Raw genomic sequence first — 20,689 nt, 5'->3', positions numbered from 1 at the left:
TTCCGGACGGAAAGCTCCTCAGCATGAGGTAAATTAGCGCATCGAAATTCACTCCACCTCATCCTGAGGCGCGAACGAAGTGAGCCTCGAAGGAGGGGTCCAGACTTTGAGCCATCGAGCCAGTAATTTCCCCTCCCCCGGTGTGGGGAGGGGAAGGGGTGGGGGGGTGCCCAACACAGCGCTGATCACCCCACCCGGCCCTGCGGGCCACCCTCCCCATCAAGGGGAGGGGAAAATCGAGCTTGCGAACGTCAATATAGGTCACCGCTCCAACCGCCATCCTTGCTTGATTGACGGGCCCTGCTTTCCTAGTGTCCGCGCGACTTATCCAGAGCCGGATTTCCGGCTGTCGGGGCTGATATTTCCATGACCACAAAAGCTGCGCCGTCCTTTCAGGAATTGATCCTTCGTCTGCAGGCCTATTGGGGTGAGCAGGGCTGTGCGATCCTGCAGCCCTATGATGTCGAGGTGGGTGCGGGCACGCTGCATCCGGCAACGACGTTGCGCTCGCTCGGGCCGACGCCGTGGCGGGCCGCCTATGTGCAGCCCTCGCGGCGTCCGGCAGACGGGCGCTATGGCGAAAACCCGAACCGGCTTCAGCATTACTATCAGTTTCAGGTGCTACTCAAACCGAGCCCGGCCAATCTGCAGGAGCTCTATCTGGGTTCGCTGGATGCCATCGGCATTGACCGCAATCTGCACGATGTCCGCTTTGTCGAGGATGACTGGGAAAACCCCACGGTGGGCGCCTGGGGGCTGGGCTGGGAGGTCTGGTGCGACGGGATGGAAGTCTCGCAATTTACCTATTTTCAGCAAGTCGGAGGGCTGGATGTCGATCTCGTCTCCGGCGAGCTGACCTATGGTCTGGAACGCCTCGCCATGTATGTGCAGGGCGTTGAAAATGTTTACGATCTGGACTTCAACGGCGCCGGCCTGAAATATGGCGATGTCTTTCAGGAAGCCGAACGGCAATATTCCGCCTTCAATTTCGAGCATGCTGATGTCGACATGCTGATGCGGCAATTCACCGATGCCGAAAAGCAATGCATGGCGCTGTTATCGCTGGACAAACCCCTGCCGCTGCCGGCCTATGATTACTGCCTGAAAGCCTCCCACCTCTTCAATCTGGTCGATGCGCGCGGCGCGATTTCGGTCGCCGAGCGCGCCAGCTGGATTGCGCGGGTGCGCGAATTGGCCAAGGGCTGCGCGGAAGCCTGGGTTAATTCGGAAAAAGGGGAAGCGGCATGAGCCTTGAATTCTACCACAATCCGCAATCGCGGGCGGCGATGACGCACTGGCTGCTCGAAGAGATCGGCTGCGACTACACGATCAGACCGGTCGCCTATGAGGATGGCTCGATGCGGACGCCGGAATTCCTGGCGATCAATCCGATGGGGAAAATCCCGGCGATCAAGGATGGCGACACCATCGTCACCGAGACGACCGCCATCGCGATTTATCTGGCCGACAAATACAAAACGCCGAATGATCTGGCACCCGGCATTGATGATCCGCGGCGCGGCGAATATCTGCGCTGGGTGGCTTACCAGAGTGCGTGTATTGATCCGGCGATGATGCAGGCGGGCCTGAAATTCGAGACCTCGCGCCAGCAAGCGGCCTGGGGCAATGTCGAACTGGTCATGGATGTGCTGGATGCGCGCCTGGCCAAAGCCGACCCGTATCTGTTCGGTGACTGGTTTACGGCCGCAGACGTGCTGATCGGTGGTGCGCTCGGCTGGGCCGTACAATTCGGCATGTTCGAAATGCGTCCGGGTTACGAAAACTATATCAAGGCAGTGCAATCGCGGCCGGCCTTCCAGAAAGTCTTTGCGGGTTAGGAAAAACACGACGTGCCCCAATTGCTGCTTGAATTCTTTTCCGAAGAAATCCCTGCGCGGATGCAACCGCGCGCGGAAGCCGATCTTGAGCGGCTGCTGTCGGCCGTGTTGAAGGATGCAGGCCTGAAATGGGATGGCATTGAAACCTTCGCCGGGCCGCGCCGTCTGGGCTGTGTCATCGAGGGTCTGCCGGAAAAGACCGAGGATGTGCGCGAGGAGCGCAAGGGACCACGCACCGATGCACCCGAAAAGGCGCTGGAAGGCTTCATGCGCGGGGCGGGCATTTCCAGTCTCGATCAATGCGAAAAACGGCAGGACAAGAAGGGCGAATTCTACGTCGCCGTGATTGAAAAGCCCGGCGTTTCGACCGCTGATGTGATTGCGGCGGCGATCCCCGATCTGGTGAAGTCTTTCCCCTGGCCGAAATCGATGAAGTTTGGCGAAGGCGACAAGACCCAGCGCTGGGTACGCCCCCTGCAACGCATTGTCTGCGTGTTTGGCGGCAAGGTGGTGCCGGTCGAAGTGTTCGGCCTGACGGCCAGTAATGTCACCGAAGGCCATCGCATGCACGGGCCGGGACCGTTCACGGTTTCAGATTTTGCCGACTACAAGACCCAGCTGGAAGACGAGGGGCATGTCCTCATTGATCGCGCGGATCGTGAAGCCCTGATCCTCACGGGCGCGAAGAAAGTCTGTGAAAAGGCCGGGCTGGAACTGATCGAGGATGCCGGACTGCTGACGGAAGTGGCCGGCCTTGCCGAGCACCCCATTCCGCTGCTCGGCCGGATGGATCCGGACTTTCTGGACCTGCCGCCGGAAGTCATCCAGCTGTCGATGAAGACGCATCAGAAATATTTTGCCGTGCGCGACCCCAAGACGGGCGCGCTTGCGCCGAATTTCGTTGTCGTCGCCAATCAGGCCGCGCCCGATGGCGGCAAGGCGATTGCGGCGGGCAATGCGCGGGTCTTGTCCGCGCGTCTCTCCGATGCCCGGCATTTCTGGGACAATGATCGCAAGACGCTGCTCTCGGATATGGCGGCCCAGCTGGACAAGGTCACCTTCCACCAGAAGCTCGGCAGTGTGGCCGACAAGGTAGAGCGTGTGGCTGCACTGGCGCGTGAACTGGCTCCGGCGGTCGGGGCCGATCCGGCCATGGCCGAGCGCGCGGCGCGCCTCTCTAAAGCCGATCTGGTCTCGGAAATGGTCTATGAATTCCCCGAGCTTCAGGGCGCGATGGGCCGGTATTACGTCATGGAGCAATGGCGCAATCCGCCTTCCGATCCTTCGAGGCCCGCTACGCGGGCACCTCAGGATAAGGTGGAAGTTGATTCCCAACCGGGTCCCTCGGGCTCGCCTATCCTCGACCCTGATCGGGGAAGCCGAGGGTCCATCGATTCCCAGGAAGATGGATCCCCGGATCAAGTCCGGGGACCCCGGGGCGGGGTTCTCGAGGGCCTTTCTGAATCCGAAGCCCAACAGATCGCCGATGCGATCCGCGATCATTACAGGCCGCAAGGCCCGTCCGACGCCGCGCCGACCGCACCGGTCAGTGCCGCCGTGGCGCTCGCCGACAAGCTGGATACGTTGGCTGGGTTCTGGGCGATTGATGAAAAACCGACCGGCTCGAAAGACCCGTTTGCCCTGCGCCGTGCGGCGTTGGGCGTGATACGGATACTGCTGGATGGTGGCTTTAGGTTGCCATTGGTCAGCTTCAACGAACCAAATCGCGGAAGTTATTCCGTTCAGATGGCTATTGGCCGTTCTTTCCATGATGCAATACGCTTGGCGGCTATTAATGGAAACCGCCAGCTTTACGATGAACTTCAAAATCGGTGTCACCAGTTGGGTGCCGACTGGTCTGTCGCCAGCGAAGGTAACAAGGTCGGCGACGATTTGTGGGCGGCGCCGTATCAATTCTTATCGGTCGAAGAACCGCCGATTTCGGACCTCCTCGCTTTCTTCGCCGACCGTCTCAAAGTTCACCTGAAGGATGACGGCATTTCACACGATGTGATCGATGCCGTGTTTGCGCTGGGCGATGATGATCTGGTGCGTGTCACGAACCGCGCCCGCGCTCTGCAGGGCTTCCTCGATACCGAGGACGGCAAGGCGCTGCTCGCTGGATACAAGCGTGCGGCAAATATTCTCAAGGCCGAGGAAAAAACCGATGGCGAGGGCGCGTTCGAGGGCGAACTCGACGGCGGTTACGCCCCGGTCGAGGCCGAGGAAAAGGCGCTGATTGCCGCGCTGGAAAAGGCGCGCCCGGCGATTCAGGCCTCGGTGGACGTGGAAGACTTTGACGGCGCGATGCGCGCGCTATCTTCCCTGCGGGGACCGGTTGATGCCTTCTTTGACAAAGTCACCGTGAACGATAAAGACGACATGCTGCGCCGCAACAGATTGCGCCTTCTGGCGTCGATCCGGAAAGCGGCGCACACCGTGGCCGATTTCGGCCGCATCGAGGGATAATTTTTCCCCTCCTCCTTCGAGGCCCGCTTGCGCGGGCACCTCAGGATGAGGTGAAAAACAAGTGTAGCTCTACCTCACCCTGAGGTGCATTCGGAACGAATGCCTCGAAGGGGGGAAGACAAAAGGGACGACGCAATGAGCGTGACAAAGTGGGTCTATGCATTCGGGGGCGGTTCCAGCGAGGGCGATGCCAGCCAGCGGGAATTGCTGGGCGGTAAGGGCGCGAACCTTGCGGAAATGGCCAAGCTGGGCCTGCCCGTGCCACCGGGCTTTACCATCACCACGGCGGTTTGCGTCGCCTATTACGAAAACAACAAGGCCTATCCCGCCGAGCTCGACGCGCAAATCGATGCGGCGCTGAAGAATCTGGAAAGCGTGACCGGCAAGGCGTTTGGCGATCCGGCGAATCCGCTGCTTGTCTCCGTGCGCTCCGGTGCGCGCGCCTCCATGCCCGGCATGATGGATACCGTCCTCAATCTGGGCCTGAACGATGAAACCGCCGAAGGTCTGGCGAAACTCTCAGGCGACAAGCGCTTTGCCTATGACAGTTATCGCCGCTTCATCCAGATGTATTCCGACGTTGTTCTGGACCTTGATCACTCGATCTTCGAGGAGATCCTGGAGACGTTCAAGGAAGAGAACGACTATTCGCTCGATACCGAGCTGTCGGCCGATGACTGGGTGGTCATCGTGGACGAATACAAGCGCGCCGCAGCAGACGAGCTGGGCCGGGATTTCCCGACCGACCCGCGCGAGCAATTGCAGGGCGCGATTGGCGCGGTCTTTGACAGCTGGATGACGGCGCGCGCGATCAAGTATCGCGAACTGCATGACATTCCCGAAAACTGGGGCACGGCGGTCAATGTCCAGGCCATGGTGTTCGGCAATATGGGCGAGACGTCCGCGACCGGCGTCGCCTTCACGCGCGACCCGTCGACCGGGCGCAACAGCTATTACGGTGAATTCCTGATCAATGCGCAGGGCGAGGACGTGGTCGCCGGCATCCGCACGCCGCAATGTCTGACTCAGGAAATGCGCGAGGAGATGGGCGATACCCAGCCCTCCATGCAGGAAGCCCTGCCGGACAGTTATAACGAGCTGGCCGCGGTGTTTGACGTGCTGGAGCGCCATTACCGCGACATGCAGGACATTGAATTCACCGTCGAACGCGGCCGTCTGTGGATGCTGCAAACCCGCAATGGCAAGCGTACCGCCAAGGCGGCTTTGAAGATTGCGGTCGATATGGCCGAGTCCGGCCTGATCACCGAGGAAGAAGCCGTCATGCGCGTGGATCCGGCCCAGCTGGATCAATTGCTGCACCCGACCATTGCCGATGACGCCAAGCGCGACGTGCTGGCGACCGGCCTGCCCGCTTCTCCGGGGGCGGCAGCGGGCGTCGTGGTGTTTGATTCCGATGAGGCGGAATTGCGGGCCAAGAAGGGCGAGCCGGTCATTCTGGTCCGGATTGAAACCAGCCCGGAAGACATTCACGGCATGCACGCTGCGCAAGGCATTGTCACGGCGCGCGGCGGGATGACCTCGCACGCAGCCGTGGTGGCGCGCGGCATGGGCCGGCCGTGCGTCTCCGGTGCCGGGGGTATCCGCATCGACTATGCCGCCAAGCAATTCACCGCCGGTGGCCGCACCGTGAAGGAAGGCGATTTCGTTACCATTGATGGCTCGACCGGCGAAGTGCTGGCCGGGGCGATCGACATGATCAAGCCGGAGCTGAGCGGTGATTTCGGCCGTCTGATGGAGTGGGCCGACAAGGTGCGCCGCATGAAGGTCCGTACCAATGCGGAAACCCCCGCAGATGTGCAGACCGCCAAGGATTTCGGCGCGGAAGGCATCGGTCTTTGCCGCACCGAGCACATGTTCTTTGACGCGGACCGGATTGCTGCGGTGCGCGAGATGATCCTGTCGGATGACAAGGACGGCCGTGTGGCCGCGCTTGTCAAGATCCTGCCGATGCAGCGCGCCGATTTCGAATCCATTTTCGAGATCATGGAGGAGCGTCCATGCACGATCCGCCTGCTCGATCCGCCGCTGCATGAATTCCTGCCGCATACCGAGGAGGATGTTCACGCTGTTGCCGAAGCGACGGGCCTGTCCGCGGCCCTGCTGATGCAGCGTGCCGAGGCCCTGTCGGAATCCAATCCGATGCTGGGCCATCGCGGGTGCCGTCTGGGCATCACCTTCCCGGAAATCTATGAAATGCAGGCGCGCGCCATCTTCGAGGCGCAGGTCAATGTCGAGAAGAAAACGGGCATCAAGCCGGTCGCCGAGGTGATGATCCCGCTGGTGGCAACGGCCAAGGAGCTTTCCATCCTGAAAGCCGCCGTCGCGAAAATCGCCGATGAAGTGGCGTCGGAAAGCGGCACGGTGCCGGTCTATCTGATCGGTACGATGATCGAATTGCCGCGTGCAGCTCTGCGGGCGGATGATATCGCGGTGGAGGCCGAATTCTTCTCCTTTGGCACGAATGATCTGACGCAGACGACCTTCGGCCTGTCGCGCGATGATGCCGGCAAGTTCATGCCGGATTACATCGCCCAGGGTATTTTCGAGAAGGATCCGTTCGTGACGCTGGATCAATCCGGCGTCGGTGATCTCGTCCGGATTGCCGCAGAGCGTGGCCGGGCCACACGCCCCGGTCTGAAACTGGGCATTTGCGGCGAGCATGGCGGCGACCCGGCATCGATTCATTTCTGTGATTCGGTCGGCCTCGATTATGTGTCCTGTTCGCCATACCGCGTGCCGATAGCGCGGCTTGCGGCCGCACAGGCCGCCCTGAAGGCCCGGGGTTAAGCCCCTGAATCCTTGATGTGATTACTTGGCGGTGTTGAAATGCCGCCTTGAATGACCCATTTGTAATTATGACAGATGATTGACGTAGCCGGGTGGCCGCTATAATCGACCGCACGCTTCAACTTGTCTCTATTCAGCGATTGGTCATCTAATTGCATAGAATAGACGAAGCGTGACGTGATCCGGGAATGGGCTGGAATGATTGCAGACGTGACAAAACTCTCCAGTGCGCAGAAGCGCATTGTCAGGATTTCAGCTGCCGTGCTGACGCTGGTGCTTTGTGCCGCGCTTCTGCCGCTGGCCGCCATGCGGGCGCAGTCGCAAGACGACGCTGCCTATTGGCGCGATCTGGCGGAGCGGCATGTCGAGTCGGAAGACTTGCTGGGCTGGTCGGCACCTTATGGTTTGCGCGCCGCCTCTCTGACGCTTGCCGCTGATGAAGTCGAGGGTGCCCGCGTTCTGATGCGCCCCGTCGGCGCAGATTTGCGCACATTTGACGCCACACACATCCAGCGCGCCCGCTTTGATGCCGCCGAGATTCATTGCCTGTCGGAGGCCGTTTATTACGAAGCCCGCGGCGAAAATTTTGCCGGACAGACTGCTGTGGCGGAAGTGATCATGAATCGCGTCAATCACCGGGTTTATCCGGATACGATTTGCGGCGTTGTCTATGAGGGCTCCGAGCGGTCCACCGGCTGTCAGTTCAGCTTTACCTGTGATGGCTCGATGAACCGGACTCCGCGTGGCCGCTCCTGGCGCCGTTCGCAGCTGGTCGCCGAGCACGTCGCCATCGGCTTTGCCCCACCCCGCACCCGCCGCGCCACGCATTACCATACCACTGCGGTTGATCCGCACTGGAATGACTCGCTCGTCCAGACCGGCCAGATCGGGGTGCACGTCTTCTATCGCTTCCCGAACAGCCGGGAACGCCGCGAGCTGCGCGAACGCGACCTTTAGACCGCGTCCAGTCCGAAATCGAAATTGGGTGCCGAGTGCGTCAGCGCGCCGACGGAGATGATGTCGACGCCGGTGTCCGCGATGGCGGCAACGGTGTCCAGATTGACACCGCCCGAAGCTTCCAGAGTGACGCGGCCGGCGGCCTGAACAACAGCGGCGCGCAAATCCTCCAGAGTGAAATTGTCCAGCAGGACAACATCGGCGCCCGCCTTCATGACGCTGGAGAGATCTTCCAGGCGGTCAATCTCGCAGGAGACCACCATCATGTGCCCGGCATATTCACGTGCCGGGCGGACAGCCGCCGCGGGACTGGCAGCGGCGGCGATGTGGTTGTCCTTGATCAGGATGGCGTCGGACAGATTATAGCGATGCGGCGACCCGCCACCGGCGCGCACGGCCTGTATCTCGAAGGCGCGCAGGCCCGGCGTGGTCTTGCGGGTATGGACTATTTTCGCTTTTGTCCCGACCACGGCATCGGCATAGCGGCGGGTGAGGGTGGCAATGCCGCTCAGGCGTCCGAGAAAGTTCAGGGCGGTGCGTTCCGCGAGCATGATTTCGCGAACCGGACCATCGACAATCAAGACGACATCGCCGGGCTCCACCGGGTCACCGTCATGGGCGAGCACGTCCAGAGACAGATCCGGTCCTGCCTGAATGAAGGCCTCCATCGCTGACTGAAGCCCGCAGACAATGCCATTCTCGCGGCTGCGGATTTCAAAGCGCGCCTTGGCATCTGCCGGGATGACGGCCAGCGATGTGACGTCTCCTGCGCCGGTCAGATCCTCGGCAAAGGCGCGGCGGACAGCGTCCCGGACAATATCGGTGGGCAAGGGCGGTATCATTCGGCAGCGACCAATCTTTCCATGTGAGCAGGATTGCACACCGTGTCGATAGCCTGCGCCCGGCTCTGTGGATAGTCCTCGCGATAATGTCCGCCGCGGCTTTCGGTGCGGTCCAGCGCGGCTTCGGTGACCATGCGTGCCACAAGGATTTCATTGGTCTCGCCAAAGCGCGTCGTCAGACGATCAATCCGGCTGAGCAGATCGGCCAGTCCAGCCTCGCTCCGGATCACGCCGGCCAGGTCGCTCATCGCCCGGCGCAGGCCGTTGAGGACGATGCGCGGCAGGACGGGTGGCTCGCTCGCAGGGAGGGGGGCGAAGCGGGGGCGTGTTGCCGAGCGGAGCGCCCGCGCCGCCCGATGGCCAAAGACCAGGCCTTCGGCGAGGGAGTTGGACGCCAGCCGGTTGGCGCCATGCAATCCGTTGCAGGCACATTCCCCGACTGCCCAGAGACCGTCGATCGTGGTGCGCCCCTCAATGTCGGTCGCGATGCCGCCCATCGTGTAGTGCGCCGCCGGCGCGATCGGAATGGGTGTGGTCCGTGGATCAATGCCGGCGGCCATACAGGCTGCAAAGACGCCGGGAAACGCCTCAGGGAAATGCGCGCCGACGGCGTCACGCGCATCAAGGAAGGCGCCGCGCCCGCTTTGAAGTGCGCGATGGACGGCGCGGGCGACGATATCGCGCGCCGCAAGGTCTTGTCCGGCGGTGATGGAGTGGCCGTCACGATCCACCAGAACCGCGCCATCGCCACGCAGCGCCTCGGTGGCGAGCGGCAGGGGGTCGGACCCCGTGCGGATGGCGGTGGGGTGAAATTGCACAAATTCGGGATTGCGGATTTCAGCGCCCAGGCGCGCGGCCATGGCCATGGCCTGACCGGTTGCGCCACGCGGGCTTGTCGTGTCGGCAAACAAGCCGCCATAGCCGCCCGTTGCGAGAACGGTCTGGGCGGCGATCAATTCATGACGACGGCCATATGCGTCTCGCGCCACGACCCCGGCGCAGCCGCCGTCTGCCGATGGCAGTAGCGCGGTCGCCCACATGTTTTCGCGGATGGTGATGTGACCAGCAGCGCGGACAGCCCGGATGAGTGTTTCCAGAATAAGGGCCCCGGCCTGATCGCCCTTGATGTGGGCGATCCGCGGATGGCTGTGGGCCGCCTCCAGCCCCATGGCCAGTTCGCCGGCCGCATCTGTTTCAAACGGCACACCGAGCCCGCGCAGGGCGTCGATTTCCGCGCCGATGCCTGCAGCCAGAGCATGGGCCGCATCCCGCCGGGTGAGGCCGGCGCCTGCGGCAATCGTATCCCTTGTGTGAGCCTCGGCGCTGTCTTCGCGACCGGCTGAAACAGCGACGCCGCCTTGCGCCCAGCCCGTGGCCGCGCCTTCACCCAGCGGTGCGCCGGTCACAAGGATAACCGGTTGCGGCGCCAGCTTCAGCGCCGTCCAGAGGCCGGCAATCCCGGCTCCGATGATGAGGGTGGGGGTGGTCATTCTATTGCCGTGATTTCCCGGCGATGCCCGGTACTCAGACAAATGAAATGATCCGGGAATCCTGGTTCAAGATCAACGCTATAGAGTGGCCATATATTCTCGCAGTCGTTGGCTGTGCAAACACAACCATACTCGAAATAATGATCTTCTCGTTCCATTCGATTTCGATACAGGAAGTGTTGAGAGCTTTGCAGCGCTCGAAAATTGGATGCTGTCAATGACCCAAGATTTCTGATGGGAGACTGTTCGGGATCTGTGATGAAGCTGGACCAATCATTCGGGTCTTCAAGCCACATCTGCAAAATTTCATCGCCGAAATTCCGCGAAGTCAGCCACTCATATTCGTCGAAAATAATTGAATCCAGCCAAGCCTGGGTTTGATCAAGGGCGTTTTGATATGCGGCTGTCGAGCTCGATAGTACTTGCACATTACCAATCAGGCCGCGGTTGACCTCGCCGCGAAAATAAACTGGCTCCAAAACGTCTTGCTGGACAATTTCGGCGTTCTGAATCATCAAACCTTCAAGATTTCCGTAGTGGCAAGGCCCGCCCATGTTCATCAATGCAATGCCGTTTGCTTCGGCATCGGATTCGATGTTTTGGGCTTCAAAACACAAATCATAAAAAAATCCGACCAACTCAAAATTGGTCCCGTTCAACATGAATTTGCTGGGCGTTTCATTGGCGAAACTCTCAATCAACAGGCTGTCACGTGAACCAGAATAGATAGCTTCCGGGCTCGGATGCAGTCTTCCTGCATAGTGCCAGTATTCTATTGCCCGGAAATGCCCGCTGACACGGACCCATTGGCAATTGATAAGGCCGTCGACTGTGCCATTCTCGTGTCGAGACCGGGCGTGTGCCAATAGGGTAGCTATTGACGTTTCAGCAGGTTGCTCTCGAGAAGATCCTGGGCCGGAATCAGGCGCATCACACTCTGACGAGTTTGGCATCCAGATACGTAGATCATCTCTTCTGTCGATATCCTGCGCGTTGGCGGACGGCGACATCAAAAACAAACAGAGCAAGATTATCCAATTGCGCATTAGACCAGTTCCACGGCGACTGCCGGGCGGTCCTTGTTGAACATGGCCGGGCTGTCGGGCTTGGGCAGATCGAGCATGCGCTGGATCGAGACGCGGGCACGTTCGGCGACTTTCTCGTCGACCTCGACCTCGTACTGGTTATAGAGCAGCGCATCATAGATATTCTGCAAGGTGATCCGCTTCATGTGCGGGCAGAGATTGCAGGGGCGGACAAATTTCACGCCCGGATTCTCGATCGCCACATTGTCGCTCATGGAGCATTCGGTCAGGAGGACGACCTTGGCCGGCTGGTTGTTTTTGACATAGGCCGCCATACCCGCCGTCGATCCGGCATAGTCGGCGGCCGCGACCACGTCGCTCGGGCTTTCCGGGTGGGTCAGGACCACAACGCCGGGATGGCCTTCGCGCAGCGCTTCGACATCTTCGGCGGTGAAGCGCTCATGAACCTCGCAGGCGCCTTTCCAGGTCAGGATGCGGATATCGGTATTGGCGGCGACATTCTTTGCCAGGAATTCATCCGGGATGAGGATGACGGTGTCCGTGCCCCACTCCTTTGCTGCCCATTCCACGACCTGAACGGCATTACCGGAGGTGCAGCAGACATCGGCCTCGGCCTTCACGGCGGCGGATGTGTTGACATAGGTGACGATGGGCAGGTCCGGATATTTCGCCTTGATCGCGGCGACGTCCTCGCCGGTGATGCTTTCGGCCAGCGAACAGCCCGCGCGCATGTCCGGGATCAGAACGGTCTTGTCCGGGCACATGATCTTGGCGGTTTCGGCCATGAAGTGGACGCCGGCCTGGACGATGATGTCTTCCTCGACATCAGCGGCCATCCGGGCGAGGGCGAGGCTGTCGCCCGAGAGATCGCCGACGCAGTTGAAGATTTCCGGCGTCATGTAATTGTGCGCCAGGATGATCGCGCCACGCTCTTTCTTGAGGCGGTTGATGGCCGCGATCAGCGGGGCGTGAGCGGGCCATTCCTCCGGCAGGATGACGTCCTTGACGCGGTCATAGAGATGATCGGTCTCCGCTTTGACCTCGTCGTCATAAACCAGTTTTTCTTCCGGAGAATGATCCGCCGGTTCCGAATCGCAACGCCAGTTGGGGCGGGTCCAGTCCATACGGTCCATTGGTCTCTCCATTTATGCTCAAATTGAGCATTTATAAGGTTCAGAGAAAGGCGGCCAAATGTGATCGCCGCCTTTTGCTCTTATTGAGCCTAAATAGGCCCCGACCTGTCCGGCGTCAAGCCCGGAAACGGGCGGTGGCTGTAAACTATCGCGAGCGCGGAATGGTGATGCCGGTGGCCTGGGTATCGCGCACAGCATCGCGGCGGTAGCGGAAGAGTTCAGCCGGGCGGCCGCCCGTGCCGGCGAGCACCTTTCCAGTACCTTCCACGAAGCCGGTGCGGTCGAGTGCGCGGCGGAAATTCTGCTTGTGCAGCGGAAAGCCCACAATGCTTTCAACGACCTGTTGCAGGCGCGACAGGGTGAACAAATCCGGCATCAGTTCAAATACGACCGGCCGGTATTTGATCTTGCCGCGCAGGCGGCTGATGGCTGTGGCCACAATCCGGCGATGGTCGGACGCCATGGAGCGGCTGACCGCGGTCATGCCTTGCGCTTCCCTGCGGTCGCGTGCGGCCTCGGTGATCAGACCCGAGCTGTAGAGCAATTCATAGCGATCAAGGCAGCGTTCCTCATTCCATCCGCGGCCGTCGAGCCCGAATGTCAGTCGCGCGCGATCACGGCGGGCTTCCCGGCGGCCTTCGGTTTCCGCTTCGTCGATCCAGCGTCTCAAGGCCGGTTCAATCTGGCCGTCGAGTATGGCGGGCTTGCCGGTGCGCCAGTCTTCCCACGGAAAGAAGCGGTACCAGCTCTGCCATTCGCCACCGCCTGAGGGCAGATCGGCGGTGTCCGGTGTCAGCGCCAGATAACCAATCGAGATAATCCGGGCTTCTTCTGACGACGGAAGGTCTGCGAGGGGGGCTTCGCGGCCCCGGTCGCCAAATGTGTAAAGTTGCTCGACATAGCCCAGCTGGAAGTGGGCCTGCTCGCTGACCCATTCGCGCAAGCCGATCTCGAACGTCCGGTGCCGGGCCGGATCAAACGGGCCGAAGGGCAGGGCGGGTTCTTCCTCGCCGCGGGGCACGACCAGCACTTGCGGCGCAGTCTCACCTGCCGCCATGACGACGGCATTCAGGCCGACGGCGACAGGTGGAATACTCATGCGGAGCGCTGCTTTCTTGCCGGTTCCAGATCCGCCATCAATTCATGGAAGCGCGAGAGGAAGAGGGTCTGGGCCTTGTTGGCGGGAACCGGGCGGATTTCGATATCGATGTCTGACGGCACCGGACCGAAAAACTGCCGCGCCTCATCCTCGCCAAAGCCGGCAATCTGTACCGCTTCCAGGTGCGCGCATATCCGGTCGGCGCGCTTGATCTTGCGCTTGATGGCCAAGGGGGCCTTCGGTGGCAGGCCAAAGCGGATGTGGATGGCGGCTTCGAGCCGGTCCTCGAACTCCCGGTAGTTCACGCCCAGTGCCGCCTTGAACGGGCTGATCATGTCGCCGATCACATATTCGGATGAATCGTGCAGCAGGGCGGCGAGATACCAGCGCCGATCGAGCCTGGGATAGAGGGTCCGGACAATGTTCTCGACGATCACGCTGTGTTCGGCGACGGAAAAGGCATAAGCGCTGCGGGTCTGGCCATTCCAGCGGGCCACACGCGCCAGACCGTGGGCAATGTCATCAATCTCCACGTCCAGTGGCGACGGGTCGAGCAAATCCAGCCGGCGGCCGGAGAGCATGCGTTGCCACGCGCGCGGTGGAGCATCCTTTGCGTGTATTGGCTTTCGCAATTCCCTTTATCCTTGATTAGGCAGCCGCTACTATTTCTATCAGTTCCTAAACTTGATCCATTCGAGATCAAGCCTGTCTGTTAGCTCCCGGAGACCATCATGGCCAAAGAGCGGATCATCGTCACCCTGCAGGGAGATGAGTACGACCTGATACCCTCGCGCGCGGCGGCGCGGCTGGCAGCGCGGTTTGATGCGACGCTGGATGCCGTTCTGCTGGAGCCTGATCCGAGCGATTTCATGATGTGGGCCGGGCCCAGCGGTGCCGCAGCTTCCGTCATGGCCGGGGCGTTGAGTTCCATTCAGTCGGAATCGGACAAGAGCGCCGAGAATGCCAAGAATACCTTCATTGATGCACTGGAATATGCCGAACTGACGGCGGTGCGTGGCCGATTCCTGCGGATTTCGGATCAACCGGCAGATGCTGCGGCCGAGACGCGCCTGGCGCGGCTTGTGGTGACGTCGCATTACGCCGCTTCGGGAAACGGGCCACTGGCGGAACTGGTGACCGCCATTCTGATTGACGAACAAACGCCGATCTATGTTTGCAAGGACAAGGATGTACCCCCTGCCAGCGTGGCGATTGCCTGGGACGGGTCCCGGGAGGCGGCCCGCGCGATTTATGCCGGCTCGCCGCTCATTGGTGCGGCTGAAGAGGTGCGTATTCTCCAGTCCGAGCGCGGTCTCGAATACCGCGATCGGCGGGCGGCCTCGATCGACCGGCTGTTCGACTGGCTCTCGGTCCGCGGAAAACGTGCAGAGATGATCAATATTGATAAATTGGAAGGGAGTGTCGGTGAGCGCCTTTTGCAGGGTGCCGAAGGTGTGGACCTTCTGGTGGCCGGCGCCTATGGCCATTCGCGCCTGCGCGAGTTTGTGTTTGGTGGCGTGACCCGGACGCTTCTGGCTGCGTCAGATGGTCCGGCAATGCTGCTTGCCCATTGACGGTGCCGATGTTTAATTCCCTCCTGAGATTATGGATATTTATGGAGGCTTGAATGGTATTGTCCCGCGTTGTGATGAGACTGACCCGAAATCCGGGAACCAGCCATCCCGATGGTGATGACCATCGGGGTTATACCGTTGTCGCGCCTCTGGATGCTTCGGGACATCTCGACCTCGAACTCTGGCGTGCCAACAAGCAGGACTGCACCGTATTGCGGTTTTCTCCGGACGACGCCGAGAAGGCCGATGGCTGGCTGACGCATCGCGGCAGTCACTGGTATTTCCGCTATGACGAGGAAGATGAAGGACCGGGTGAACCGGTCTACCGGCTGGGGGATCATGCCCTGCGGCTCGGCGAATACCTCACCATCCACGAAGCGGATGGCGAGGATCTCACCTATAAAATCACGGATGTCGTGAAAGTCTGACGACTCTATTCTTCATTCTTCGGCGACAATGGCGAGCTGATCAGCGCCCGGTGACACGGCCAGGCGTGAAATGCCGGTCAAACCCATCGCGGCCAGATCATCGACCGGCTGCCAGCTTGATTGTGTGGCGCGATAGTAGAGCGTGCCGTCAGACGCCGCCAGCCAGCTGAGCTCGCCCTGCGGATTGGTGAAAACGGCATAGTCTTCGGTCTCGCCGGGCAGGCGGAAAACCGGCGTCACCGCGGAATCGTCAAAGCTGAACTGATTGATGATGTATCCGCCTTCGGGATGTTCCAGCGTGAAATAGGCCGACTGACCGTCCGGCGCCGAATAGAGCGCGCGCCCGAGACCCGTCGTTACTTCGGCCTCGATGTCCAGAGCCAGATTGACCCAGCGCAGGCTGAGCGGATCGGTCAGGGCGAATAGCAGCATCTGTGACTGGTCCGCCGACAGGGCATAATAGCCGGCAGGGCCGTATTCGTGGGCAGCGCCGGTCGATGAACCATCCAGCATGTGCCGATACACCTGGCCGCCATAACCGCCCGGTGCCTGATGAATATAGGTGACCGAAGCGCCGTCGGGCGACGGACGCGGCGAATATTCGCTCTCATCCGGCGTCCGTGTGACCGGGACCGCGTCGCCGCTAGCGGTATCAAGACGGAAAATGTCGGTCTGGTTGTTTTCGGTCTCGCGGGTGAAGTACAAGCCGCCATTACCATCGAAGGCCGGCTGGTTATCGTAGAGCCCGCGCTGTGTCACCACGCGCCGGTCGGCAATCCGCGGCAGGCCGTCAATCCAGACCAGTGTGGACAGCGATATATCGGTAGCCGGCAGGGCGCCTGCATCGGCGGCGTCATCGGTCGCTTCGTTTGCAGCAAGATCGGTCGCGGCCGGAGCCGGGTCAGAAGTGGCCGCTGCGTCCGACATATCATCAGTTTCGGCGGGCGTATCTGCCGGACCGCTGCACGATGCCAGCAGCAGCGCGGCAAGTCCGGCGGTCCATTTGAATTCCTGCCTCATCTTGTGACCCTATCTTTTTTGAATGATTGCGGCGCCGCAGCCATAGCCGGCCCCGAAAGCGCACATCAGGCCGCGCTCGCCGGGCTTCATATCACTGGAATGCATGTCGAACGTCATCAATACGCTTGATGACGAGGTATTGCCGTATTCGTTGAGGATGATCGGCGCGACATCCGCGGTCGGTTCCCGATCCAGCGCCTTCTTGGCGACGGCCTGAACGATCCGGATATTGGCCTGATGCAACCAGGCGCGGCGGATATCGTGCGGCTGATAGCCCAGATCCGCGATCAGCTTTGATGATACGCCAGACGCCATGGGGATCACATCGCGGAAAACGCGGTGACCGTCCTGATCGACGAAGGCTTCAAACGGCTCGTCATCCTCGAATTCGGTGTGGTTCATGAAGCCGAAATCGGAGCGCAGGGCATTTGACCATTTCGTTTCCAGACGCACGCCCTGCAATTCCCAGCCGCCGGGCTCGCGATCACCGGCTTCCAGAAGAATAGCGGCCGAGGCATCGCCGAAGATGAAGTGCACTTCGCGGCGGCGGTAGTGGTTGATCGCGCTCATGATTTCCGGGCAGACGATGAGAATCGCATCGGCCTGACCGGTACGGATCAGTTCGCGCGCCTGCTGCATGGCGAAGATGGCCGAGGCGCAGGCCATGGTCATGTCAAACGCCCAGCCGCGCGTCATGCCGAGCGCATTCTGGATTTCAACCGACACGCCCGGGAAATTTCTCTGCTGTGCGGATGAGGCGACAATGACGCCGTCGAGATCGTCCGCCGTGCGCCCGGCTTTATCCAGTGCCTTTTTTGCTGCCGAAAGCCCGAACTCTGCCTGATAGGCGAGGGCTTCCTTTTCGCGGTGGGGGATACGTGGACGCATCCGGTCGAGATCCATCAGGCCGGCCTTGTCAACAACATGGCGGTTCAGAATGCCTGAAGCCTGCTCGATGAATTTCTCGCTGGAATGGGGTATTTCGGCCAGCGTTCCCGCCGCAATGGCATCGGCGTTTTCGGCGTTGAACCGATCCGCATAGGTATTGAAAACCTTTACCAGTTCCTCATTGGAAATACTGGCTTCCGGGGCGGTCCAGCCGACCGATCGAATGACGCAATCTCTCATACCGCTCGTTTCTCCAAGATCACAGAGCCTATCGAATAACCTGCGCCGAAGGAACACAGGAGACCTTTTTCGCCTTCGGCAAATCCGTCCGCATGGCGATGAAAGGCCACCAGCGAGCCGGCGCCCGCCGTATTGGCAAATTCATCGAGGATGACGGGGGCCTCCTCGACCGTAAATTCGCGGTCGAAGACTTTCCGCGCAATCATCATATTCATGTTGATATTGGCCTGGTGAAGCCAGAGGCGTTTCATGTCGGTTGCAGACAGGTCATTTGCGGCCAGCTGATCATTGATCAGTTCTGCGACCATCGGGCAGACTTCCTTGAAGACCCGGCGGCCTTCCTGGGTGAAATAGCGGTCCTCGAACGCCGGTTCCGGACTTTCGCAGGCATTCAGAAAGCCGAAATTCGAGCGGATATTGTTCGAATAGGATGTCTTCATGCGCGTATCGAGAATGCTCCAGCCATCAGCGGACATGTCATCGCGTTCGATGAGGAGGGCGACGGCGACGTCGCCGAAGATGAAATGGCTGTCGCGGTCGCGGAAATTCAGCTGCGGTGTGGTGATTTCCGGCGTTACGAGCAGGACGGATTTGGCCTGCCCGGTCTGGATTGCGTTGACCGCATTGATGAGGCCGAATGTTCCCGATGAACAGGCGACGCTCATATCATAGCCAAAACCGTCAATGCCCAACGCATGCTGGATCTCGATCGCGATGCAGGGATAGGTACGTTGCATGGTGGTGGCCGAGCAGATGACACCGTCCACGTCTTTGGGGTCGCGCCCAGCGCTTTCCAGCGCTTCGCGCGCGGCGGCCAGACCCGCCTCGGCCATCATGGATATCTCGCTATCCTCGCGGCGGCGGACTTGCGGACGCATGCGGTCAATGTCGAGCACGCCCGCCTTGTCGACGGAATACCGCGCCTTGATGCCGGATGCTTTCTCGATGAAGCCCGAGGAGGAGGGGGATTTCGCCTCGGTGTGACCGGCGGCGATGGCATCGGCGTTTTCGCCATTCCACTTCTCGACCCACGCATTGTAACAAGCCACCAACTCGTCATTGCTGACACTGTCTGGCGGGGTCCAGAGACCCGAGGACCGGATAACCGCATTTGTCATGAATTCTGTCCGTTCGGTTTCAACGCTATTCGTTTCCGAAAACCGGATTTTCGGATTGCCGCTCTATTTCGCCGGTTCTTGGATTTTCACAAACCCATTCGCCCCGCCCTGCCGGATCGGACGGCCGTGCCAGACGGCAGTCTGCGTCGCCCAATTCCTGCGCCGTCAGGTCGTCGTCATCGCGACCGGGCCATTCAAGGGTCGAGCATCCGGCCAAAGCCAGAAGGGAAAGGATGGAGATCATTCCGCGAAACATCAGCGCACTCCCATTTTCTGAACATCTGAATGGCGCGGGCAGGCAACAAGGTGGTCGTTGACCATGCCAACGGCTTGCATGAAAGCGTAAACGATAACAGGTCCGCAGAATTTGAAACCCCGCTTCTTCAGGTCCTTCGCGATCGTTTCGCTCAAAGGTGTCTTGGCCGGAACGTCGGACATGCTTTCCCACTCATTCTGCAGGGGCTTGCCGCCGGTATAGGCCCAGAGATACTCCGCAAAATCCTCGCCGTTTTCCTGCATGTCGAGGAAGAGGCGGGCGCCGCCAATGGCGGCCTGGATTTTCGCGCCCGAACGGATGATGCCGGGATTGGCTAGCAGACGGTCCATATCCCGGTCATCATAAGCGGCGACTTTTACCGGATCAAATCCGTTAAACGCTTCACGAATGGTGTCGCGTTTCCTGAGAATGGTGATCCAGGCCAGTCCGGCCTGCATGCCGTCGAGAACGAGCTTTTCCCAGAGCGCGCGCGAATCATACTCCGGCACGCCCCATTCCGTATCGTGATAGGCGGAATAGAGCGGATCGTGGTCCGGCGCCCAGGGACAGCGCGAAATCGGTGTAACCGTCATGGCTCCGCTTTAGACCCCACTTGTCCCGTTGGCGAGTGGGGGAATTCAGTCCGGCGAAATCGGGGGCGGTGAAATTGTCACGGCTTCGCCGTTGAGGGTTGGCGCTTCACTGGCGGCGTCCAGCCGGTCCAGCCGCAGAATCGCCAGCGCATGTCTGCCCGCCGACGAAGTGATATTTCCCAGTGGCACATCGCCTGCCGTAATGACGTCGCCCATTGCCGGTTCGGCTGAATTTGCGGCCACAGCGACAGTGCGTTTGCGGATCGTGCCGCGGCGCTTCATCCGCGACAGGACTTCCTGTCCGATAAAACATCCTTTCTTCCAGGCAATACCGCCATAGAGGTCGAGATTGACGTCTGTCGGGAAAACCTCTGCCTCGCCATAATCTCGCCCGAAGGCTGGAATGCCGGCTGAAATTTCCAGTTCGGCCTGCCGCGTTGTGCCGTCCGCGGCCGGTTTGTCCGACGCGATGGTGCGCTGTGGCAATTGGGGAGATCGCGGATCGGCCAGGCCTGTCCCGGCGACCACGAACGCGCTGCTGTCCAGCGTAATGTCGGCGTTGGCACGAAGGCGGTAAAGCGTCAGGCGCTTGATCAGGGCTTCCGCGGAATCGGCATGGATGTCGAGCACGACACCGTCGTCTTCACCATGGATCAGGAAGTCGCAAATGATCTTGCCTTGCGGCGTCAACAGCGCGCCGGCCTGCAAGGTGCCAGACGCACAAAGCTTCAGGTCATTTGTGATGACGCGTTGCAGAAAGTCGCGCGTGTCCGGGCCGCAAATCCTGATAACGGCACGGTCCGCAAGGTGGAAAACCGGATTGCTCATGGCAGCCATATGGCATTGCCGGTTGTGCTGGCCAAGGGGCAAGGCATGGTTTAAGCCGCAGG

19 protein-coding genes are annotated in these 20,689 nt (G+C 60.5%); 7 read left to right on the top strand and 12 right to left on the bottom strand.

The window, feature by feature from the left end; all coding sequences use genetic code 11:
• The first annotated feature begins 366 nt into the window (after positions 1 to 366).
• The 5 genes from HXX25_RS07860 (at position 367) to HXX25_RS07840 (ending at position 8,072) form a co-directional block, all read left to right on the top strand.
• Positions 367 to 1,248 (top strand): glycine--tRNA ligase subunit alpha, encoded by an 882-nt coding sequence (locus tag HXX25_RS07860; protein ID WP_187165391.1) that lies wholly within the window; start codon positions 367 to 369, stop codon positions 1,246 to 1,248.
• Positions 1,245 to 1,838 carry a glutathione S-transferase family protein gene (locus tag HXX25_RS07855; RefSeq protein ID WP_187165390.1) on the top strand — a complete coding sequence of 198 codons (594 nt, stop codon included), beginning with the start codon at positions 1,245 to 1,247 and terminating at the stop codon, positions 1,836 to 1,838. Before HXX25_RS07860 ends, HXX25_RS07855 begins: the two co-directional genes overlap by 4 nt.
• Before the next feature lie 12 nt (positions 1,839 to 1,850).
• Positions 1,851 to 4,307 (top strand): glycine--tRNA ligase subunit beta, encoded by a 2,457-nt coding sequence (glyS, locus tag HXX25_RS07850; protein WP_187165389.1) that lies wholly within the window; start codon positions 1,851 to 1,853, stop codon positions 4,305 to 4,307.
• Positions 4,308 to 4,442: 135 nt separating this feature from the next.
• The gene (gene ppdK, locus HXX25_RS07845; protein WP_233346597.1) at positions 4,443 to 7,115 is read left to right on the top strand and encodes a pyruvate, phosphate dikinase; all 2,673 of its coding nucleotides are present in this window, start codon (positions 4,443 to 4,445) and stop codon (positions 7,113 to 7,115) included.
• A gap of 198 nt (positions 7,116 to 7,313) precedes the next feature.
• Positions 7,314 to 8,072 (top strand): cell wall hydrolase, encoded by a 759-nt coding sequence (locus HXX25_RS07840; RefSeq protein WP_187165387.1) that lies wholly within the window; start codon positions 7,314 to 7,316, stop codon positions 8,070 to 8,072.
• Here the strand turns inward: HXX25_RS07840 and nadC are convergent.
• The 6 genes from nadC to HXX25_RS07810 all read right to left on the bottom strand — a co-directional run bounded on the left by nadC (position 8,069) and on the right by HXX25_RS07810 (position 14,263).
• Positions 8,069 to 8,902, bottom strand: coding sequence for a carboxylating nicotinate-nucleotide diphosphorylase (gene nadC, locus HXX25_RS07835; RefSeq protein WP_233346596.1), 834 nt, complete (start codon positions 8,900 to 8,902; stop codon positions 8,069 to 8,071). The genes HXX25_RS07840 and nadC overlap by 4 nt on opposite strands.
• An 8-nt stretch (positions 8,903 to 8,910) precedes the next feature.
• Entirely contained in the window at positions 8,911 to 10,404 is a 1,494-nt protein-coding gene (locus HXX25_RS07830) for an L-aspartate oxidase (RefSeq protein WP_187165385.1), read from the bottom strand.
• Positions 10,401 to 11,450 carry a hypothetical protein gene (locus HXX25_RS07825; RefSeq protein ID WP_187165384.1) on the bottom strand — a complete coding sequence of 350 codons (1,050 nt, stop codon included), beginning with the start codon at positions 11,448 to 11,450 and terminating at the stop codon, positions 10,401 to 10,403. The genes HXX25_RS07830 and HXX25_RS07825 overlap by 4 nt, the downstream gene beginning before the upstream one ends.
• A complete protein-coding gene (gene nadA, locus HXX25_RS07820; RefSeq protein ID WP_233346595.1) occupies positions 11,450 to 12,583 on the bottom strand; it encodes a quinolinate synthase NadA in 1,134 nt (377 codons plus the stop codon). Before nadA ends, HXX25_RS07825 begins: the two co-directional genes overlap by 1 nt.
• A gap of 145 nt (positions 12,584 to 12,728) precedes the next feature.
• On the bottom strand, positions 12,729 to 13,682 hold the full coding sequence (locus tag HXX25_RS07815) for an NAD regulator (protein WP_187165383.1): 954 nt from the start codon (positions 13,680 to 13,682) through the stop codon (positions 12,729 to 12,731).
• Positions 13,679 to 14,263: an HD domain-containing protein gene (locus HXX25_RS07810; protein ID WP_187165382.1), complete on the bottom strand. Its 585-nt coding sequence runs from the start codon at positions 14,261 to 14,263 to the stop codon at positions 13,679 to 13,681. The genes HXX25_RS07815 and HXX25_RS07810 overlap by 4 nt, the downstream gene beginning before the upstream one ends.
• Positions 14,264 to 14,413: 150 nt before the next feature.
• Between HXX25_RS07810 and HXX25_RS07805 the strand changes: the two genes are divergently transcribed.
• Entirely contained in the window at positions 14,414 to 15,256 is an 843-nt protein-coding gene (locus HXX25_RS07805) for a universal stress protein (RefSeq protein WP_187165381.1), read from the top strand.
• Between the two features lie 53 nt (positions 15,257 to 15,309).
• A complete protein-coding gene (locus HXX25_RS07800) occupies positions 15,310 to 15,684 on the top strand; it encodes a hypothetical protein (RefSeq protein ID WP_187165380.1) in 375 nt (124 codons plus the stop codon).
• A gap of 12 nt (positions 15,685 to 15,696) precedes the next feature.
• Here the strand turns inward: HXX25_RS07800 and HXX25_RS07795 are convergent, their stop codons facing one another.
• Genes HXX25_RS07795 through HXX25_RS07770 form a run of 6 tightly spaced genes read right to left on the bottom strand, consistent with a single transcriptional unit; the run spans position 15,697 to position 20,636 of the window.
• The gene (locus HXX25_RS07795; RefSeq protein WP_187165379.1) at positions 15,697 to 16,704 is read right to left on the bottom strand and encodes a hypothetical protein; all 1,008 of its coding nucleotides are present in this window, start codon (positions 16,702 to 16,704) and stop codon (positions 15,697 to 15,699) included.
• Positions 16,705 to 16,713: 9 nt separating this feature from the next.
• Complete coding sequence (locus HXX25_RS07790) at positions 16,714 to 17,832, bottom strand: beta-ketoacyl-ACP synthase III (protein WP_187165378.1); 1,119 nt, start codon at positions 17,830 to 17,832, stop codon at positions 16,714 to 16,716.
• Positions 17,829 to 18,950 carry a beta-ketoacyl-ACP synthase III gene (locus HXX25_RS07785; protein ID WP_187165377.1) on the bottom strand — a complete coding sequence of 374 codons (1,122 nt, stop codon included), beginning with the start codon at positions 18,948 to 18,950 and terminating at the stop codon, positions 17,829 to 17,831. The genes HXX25_RS07790 and HXX25_RS07785 overlap by 4 nt, the downstream gene beginning before the upstream one ends.
• A 25-nt stretch (positions 18,951 to 18,975) precedes the next feature.
• A complete protein-coding gene (locus HXX25_RS07780) occupies positions 18,976 to 19,206 on the bottom strand; it encodes a hypothetical protein (RefSeq protein ID WP_187165376.1) in 231 nt (76 codons plus the stop codon).
• Positions 19,206 to 19,799 (bottom strand): DNA-3-methyladenine glycosylase I, encoded by a 594-nt coding sequence (locus HXX25_RS07775; protein ID WP_187165375.1) that lies wholly within the window; start codon positions 19,797 to 19,799, stop codon positions 19,206 to 19,208. Before HXX25_RS07775 ends, HXX25_RS07780 begins: the two co-directional genes overlap by 1 nt.
• 45 nt (positions 19,800 to 19,844) lie before the next feature.
• A complete protein-coding gene (locus HXX25_RS07770; RefSeq protein WP_187165374.1) occupies positions 19,845 to 20,636 on the bottom strand; it encodes a folate-binding protein YgfZ in 792 nt (263 codons plus the stop codon).
• Positions 20,637 to 20,689: the final 53 nt, after the last annotated feature.

It is taken from the genome of Hyphobacterium sp. CCMP332, from assembly GCF_014323565.1.
Lineage (GTDB): Bacteria > Pseudomonadota > Alphaproteobacteria > Caulobacterales > Maricaulaceae > Hyphobacterium.
Note: the sequence above shows the minus strand (reverse complement) of the source record. Positions and strands in the feature narration are given on the sequence as shown.

Bases quoted from the DNA above. Each gene is read 5' to 3' on its own strand.
- HXX25_RS07860 (WP_187165391.1), top strand. From the start codon at position 367: ATGACCACAAAAGCTGCGCCGTCCTTTCAGGAATTGATCCTTCGTCTG.
- HXX25_RS07855 (WP_187165390.1), top strand. From the start codon at position 1,245: ATGAGCCTTGAATTCTACCACAATCCGCAATCGCGGGCGGCGATGACG.
- ppdK (WP_233346597.1), top strand. From the start codon at position 4,443: ATGAGCGTGACAAAGTGGGTCTATGCATTCGGGGGCGGTTCCAGCGAG.
- HXX25_RS07840 (WP_187165387.1), top strand. From the start codon at position 7,314: ATGATTGCAGACGTGACAAAACTCTCCAGTGCGCAGAAGCGCATTGTC.
- HXX25_RS07830 (WP_187165385.1), bottom strand. From the start codon at position 10,404: ATGACCACCCCCACCCTCATCATCGGAGCCGGGATTGCCGGCCTCTGG.
- HXX25_RS07825 (WP_187165384.1), bottom strand. From the start codon at position 11,450: ATGCGCAATTGGATAATCTTGCTCTGTTTGTTTTTGATGTCGCCGTCC.
- nadA (WP_233346595.1), bottom strand. From the start codon at position 12,583: ATGGACCGTATGGACTGGACCCGCCCCAACTGGCGTTGCGATTCGGAA.
- HXX25_RS07815 (WP_187165383.1), bottom strand. From the start codon at position 13,682: ATGAGTATTCCACCTGTCGCCGTCGGCCTGAATGCCGTCGTCATGGCG.
- HXX25_RS07810 (WP_187165382.1), bottom strand. From the start codon at position 14,263: ATGCTCTCCGGCCGCCGGCTGGATTTGCTCGACCCGTCGCCACTGGAC.
- HXX25_RS07805 (WP_187165381.1), top strand. From the start codon at position 14,414: ATGGCCAAAGAGCGGATCATCGTCACCCTGCAGGGAGATGAGTACGAC.
- HXX25_RS07800 (WP_187165380.1), top strand. From the start codon at position 15,310: ATGGTATTGTCCCGCGTTGTGATGAGACTGACCCGAAATCCGGGAACC.
- HXX25_RS07795 (WP_187165379.1), bottom strand. From the start codon at position 16,704: ATGAGGCAGGAATTCAAATGGACCGCCGGACTTGCCGCGCTGCTGCTG.
- HXX25_RS07790 (WP_187165378.1), bottom strand. From the start codon at position 17,832: ATGAGAGATTGCGTCATTCGATCGGTCGGCTGGACCGCCCCGGAAGCC.
- HXX25_RS07785 (WP_187165377.1), bottom strand. From the start codon at position 18,950: ATGACAAATGCGGTTATCCGGTCCTCGGGTCTCTGGACCCCGCCAGAC.
- HXX25_RS07780 (WP_187165376.1), bottom strand. From the start codon at position 19,206: ATGTTTCGCGGAATGATCTCCATCCTTTCCCTTCTGGCTTTGGCCGGA.
- HXX25_RS07775 (WP_187165375.1), bottom strand. From the start codon at position 19,799: ATGACGGTTACACCGATTTCGCGCTGTCCCTGGGCGCCGGACCACGAT.
- HXX25_RS07770 (WP_187165374.1), bottom strand. From the start codon at position 20,636: ATGGCTGCCATGAGCAATCCGGTTTTCCACCTTGCGGACCGTGCCGTT.